Source organism: Streptomyces bobili (assembly GCF_002154575.1).
Taxonomy (GTDB): domain Bacteria; phylum Actinomycetota; class Actinomycetes; order Streptomycetales; family Streptomycetaceae; genus Streptomyces; species Streptomyces bobili.
Genome location: NZ_MUBA01000549.1, coordinates 1 through 3,975 on the forward strand (window position 1 = coordinate 1; position 3,975 = coordinate 3,975).

Annotated in this window: 3 protein-coding genes and 3 pseudogenes; 3 read left to right on the top strand and 3 right to left on the bottom strand. The window is 74.1% G+C overall.

The window, feature by feature from the left end; translation table 11 throughout:
- Nucleotides 1–406: pseudogene (locus BZL64_RS33155) on the bottom strand (hypothetical protein); the annotation flags it as partial.
- Nucleotides 407–568: 162 nt separating this feature from the next.
- Here BZL64_RS33155 and BZL64_RS33160 point away from each other — a divergent pair.
- Together BZL64_RS33160 and BZL64_RS33165 are read left to right on the top strand one after the other, a co-directional pair.
- Nucleotides 569–1,686: pseudogene (locus BZL64_RS33160) on the top strand (adenosine deaminase); the annotation flags it as partial.
- Nucleotides 1,687–1,724: 38 nt separating this feature from the next.
- Nucleotides 1,725–2,411 (top strand): glycerophosphodiester phosphodiesterase, encoded by a 687-nt coding sequence (locus BZL64_RS33165; protein WP_086772810.1) that lies wholly within the window; start codon nt 1,725–1,727, stop codon nt 2,409–2,411.
- 62 nt (nt 2,412–2,473) lie between these two features.
- On the opposite strand, the gene BZL64_RS33170 is transcribed toward BZL64_RS33165, so the two are convergent.
- Nucleotides 2,474–3,076 carry an NADPH-dependent F420 reductase gene (locus tag BZL64_RS33170; RefSeq protein ID WP_086772808.1) on the bottom strand — a complete coding sequence of 201 codons (603 nt, stop codon included), beginning with the start codon at nt 3,074–3,076 and terminating at the stop codon, nt 2,474–2,476.
- A 40-nt stretch (nt 3,077–3,116) separates the two neighbouring features.
- On the opposite strand from BZL64_RS33170, the gene BZL64_RS33175 reads away from it, so the two are divergent.
- A complete protein-coding gene (locus BZL64_RS33175) occupies nt 3,117–3,476 on the top strand; it encodes a winged helix-turn-helix transcriptional regulator (RefSeq protein WP_086772809.1) in 360 nt (119 codons plus the stop codon).
- Here BZL64_RS33175 and BZL64_RS33180 read toward each other — a convergent pair.
- Nucleotides 3,458–3,892: pseudogene (locus BZL64_RS33180) on the bottom strand (sigma-70 family RNA polymerase sigma factor); the annotation flags it as partial. The gene BZL64_RS33175 and the pseudogene BZL64_RS33180 sit on opposite strands and share 19 nt — an antisense overlap.
- Nucleotides 3,893–3,975: the final 83 nt, after the last annotated feature.

The following is a 3,975-nucleotide window of genomic DNA, read 5'->3' on the forward strand; positions in this document are numbered from 1 at the left end:
GGTTGGGGCCGGCCGGCCCGGACGCGGTGGCGGGGTGCGGCGGCGGGAAGGAGGCGAAGGGGGCGTCGGCCCGCTGGGCACCGACCGTGGGCGTCGGGGTCACGCCGGGCAGGGAGGCCACCGTCTGCTGGTCGTGGACGGATGACGGCGCCCGGTCCTGCGGGGTGGGCACCTCGCTGGAGGCGATGGTGACTCCGGAGTCGTGCACCGGGGCGGCGGCGGGGGCGGGCCAGGCGTCGGGTGCCCGTGCGACATCCCGTCCGTCGCGCGCGACCGGTGCGCCGGACGCGTCCCGCTTCTCCAGCGGCACCTGGGCGGCGTACTGCGGCCCTTCCGTCCCCTCGGGCACGGAGCCGGGCGCGGCCCACGGCTGGTGGGCGGAATCGGTGGGTGCGTCGTCGGTCATGCGCGGGACCCCCTCAGTCATGCGTTCCGCAATGCTAAGGCCCAGGCCCGGACCGTCGGAGAGCCACCCCGGAGCGGCGGAGGACCCGGACCGGCGCAGGATCCGACCCGGACCGGCGGAGGACCACTCCAGGCGGCGGGCCCGCCCCGCCCCTCCTCCTCCGCCTACGATGATCCCGTCTCATCGATCAGCCGATCACCCGCACCTCCGTCGGCCCGCGTGGCCGGGGTGCCGTCCCGGGGGAGGACCCCTTGACCCTGAACGCCTTCATCGCCGGCCTGCCCAAGGCCGAACTGCACGTCCATCACGTCGGATCGGCCTCCCCGCGGATCGTCTCCGAACTCGCCGCCCGCCACCCCGACTCCAAGGTGCCCACCGACCCCGAGGCGCTGGCCGACTACTTCACGTTCACGGACTTCGCGCACTTCATCGACGTGTACCTGTCGGTCGTGGACCTGATCCGCACCGCGGAGGACGTCCGGCTGCTGACCTACGAGGTGGCCCGCGACCTGGCCCGCCAGCAGGTGCGGTACGCCGAGCTGACCCTCACCCCCTTCTCGTCCACCCGGCGCGGCATCGACGAGCGCGCCTTCATGGACGCGATCGAGGACGCCCGCAAGGCGGCCGAGGCGGAGTTCGGCACGGTCCTGCGCTGGTGCTTCGACATCCCCGGCGAGGCGGGCCTGGAGGCCGCCGAGGAGACGACGAGACTCGCCACCGACGACCGGCTGCGCCCGGAGGGCCTGGTCTCCTTCGGCCTCGGCGGGCCCGAGATCGGCGTACCGCGCCCGCAGTTCAAGCCGTACTTCGACCGGGCCATCGCCGCCGGGCTGCGGTCCGTGCCGCACGCCGGCGAGACCACCGGCCCGGAGACGGTGTGGGACGCCCTGACGCATCTGCGCGCCGAGCGCATCGGGCACGGCACCAGTTCCGCGCGGGACGAGACGCTCCTCGCCCACCTCGCCGAGCACCGCATCGCGCTGGAGGTCTGCCCGACGTCCAACATCGCCACGCGCGCGGTCCGCACGCTGGACGAGCACCCGCTGCGGGACTTCGTCGCGGCGGGCGTCCTGGTGACGATCAACTCCGACGACCCGCCCATGTTCGGCACCGACCTGAACAGCGAGTACGGCGTCGCGGCCCGCCTCCTCGACCTGGACGAGCGCGGACTCGCCGACCTCGCGAAGAACGCCGTCGAGGCGTCCTTCCTCGACGAGCCGGGCAAGGCACGGATCGCCGCCGAGATCGACACCTACACCACACAGTGGCTCGCCCCCTGACGGCCGTTCCGCTCCCCGGCCACCAGCACAATGGGCCCATGCAGACCGTGACTGCCGTGGCCCACCGCGGCGACCCCTACCGCGTCCGTGAGAACACCCTCGACTCGCTGCGTTCCGCGCTCGACCAGGGCGCGGACGCCGTCGAGATCGACGTACGGCTCACCCGGGACGGTGTGCCCGTGCTGCTGCACGACGAGACGCTGAAACGGCTGTGGGAGCGGGACCGGCCGCTGCTCTCGCTGTCGGCGGCCGAGGTTCGCGGGCTGACGGAGGGCGGGGTGCCGACGCTGGCGGAGGCGCTGGCCGCGACCGAGGGCTGCCGGGTGATGCTGGATCTGCCGGGCACCCGGGAGGTGCGGACGGCGCGCCGGGTGGTGGACGCCGTCCGCGAGGCCGGGGCGGCGGACCGCGTCTACTACTGCGCCGACGCCACCGCGATGCTCGCCGTCCGCGCCGCCGACCCGTCCGCCGAGATCGCGATGACCTGGACCACCCTGGCGCCGCCGCGGCCCGTGCTGCTGGCGGCGGTGGGGCCCCGCTGGCTCAACTACCGCTTCTCCCTGGTCGACCGGGACCTGGCCGCCCGCGTCCACCGGGAGGGCCGGCTGCTGTCCGTGTGGACCCCGGACACCCGCCGCTCCATGCGCCGGCTCATCGACGTGGGCGTCGACTCGATCACCACCAACCGCATCGACGTCCTGTGCGCCCTCCGCAAGAGCGGCTGACCGAGACCTGCACTGGCGCAGCTGACCAAGCCCTCCGCAAGAGCCGCTGACCGGGCCCTGCGCTAGAGCGGCTGACCGGCCGCGTGGGCGAGCGGCGGGGCGATCGCCTGGGCGTCGGCGCCCTCGCCGACCCACAGACCGATCAGCAGGGCCGCCGTCGCCTCGACCAGGCCGGCCCGGTCCAGTCCGCCGGCGTCCAGCGGCTCGCAGCCCAGGTCGCGCACGAGTTGTCGTACGACGTCCAGGGCGGCCGGGTCGTCGCCGCAGAGCGGGACCGCGAGAGGGCGGCCGTCGAAGACCGGCGGGGTGAGCCGCCAGACGTCGACGTGGCAGAGGTTGAAGGCCTTGACGACGTGGGCGGCCGGCGCGGCGGCGGCGATGCGTTCGGCGCCCGCCGGTCCGCCCGCCGTGAGCAGCCGGAAGCCGGGGCCGACCGGATTGGTGCAGTCGATCAGCGCTCTCCCGCGCAGCACCTCCCCCAGCCCGCCGACCACCTCGGCGACGGCCGCGTACGGCAGTGCCAGCAGCACCGCGTCGGTGCCGAACTCCGCCGCCTCCCGCAGCCCGCCGGAGCGGCCTCCGGTCCGCACCTCGTGTCCCGCGCGCCGCCACCGGGTGCCGAGCGCGTCCGCCATCTGTCCGTTCCCGAGAATTCCTATCCGCATACGCCTGACGGTAGGAGGCCGCTCGGGCACCATTCGGTACGTGACCACCGACGCCGATTTCCTCGCCGACTGCCGGGCCCGGCTCGCCTTCGACCTGCTCGCGAACACCTGGAACGCCGTGGTGCTTTGGGCGCTGCGCGGCGGTCCGGTCCGCCACGGGGAGCTGCGGGAGCGGATCGGCGGCATCAGTCAGAAGGTGCTGACCGAGACCCTGCGGCGGCTGGAGTTCAACGGTCTGGTGGCCCGCCGGGCGCATCCTGGTTCGCCGCCCCGGGTGGACTACGAACTGACCGAGCTGGGGCGGACGTTGCTCGCGCCGATCGACGCCTTCGGCGCGTGGGCGTTCGAGCACGGGGACGCCGTGCTGGCCGCGCAGGACCGTTACACGCGGGAGCGCTGAGGCACGGTCGCGGGGTCGGCCGGGGTGGTCCGGGTGACGTACTGCGGGACGGCGGCGCTGTCGTCGCCGGTGTCACGGACGAGGCCGTAGCGGATGACGCCCTGGTCGGGGCCTCGGCGGAGGTCGTCGTCGGCCGCCTGCCAGCTGGTGGGGAAGACGGTGATGCCGTAGTCGGCGCCGCGTTCGTTCTGGGTGAGGGTGACCGTGCCGTCGATGTAGAAGTACTCGTTCTGCCACATCTGCTGGGTGCCGGCCGGCAGGACCGTGTAGCCGGTGTCGGGGCCGCCCATGCCGGTGACGGGACCGTCGGAGGTGCCGTCGAGCGGGTCGTCCATACGACGGCCGCCGGCGGAGGCCACGTGGAACAGCCTGCCGTCGAGGCCGGTCCAGGACGGCATGACGAGCGCGCCGGGGCGACAGCGTCACCCTCAGCGGACAGGGCTATGTCCTCGTGCGCTGGCAGATCTCCCCGCACAGCCGCCCCGGCGCGCTCGTCATG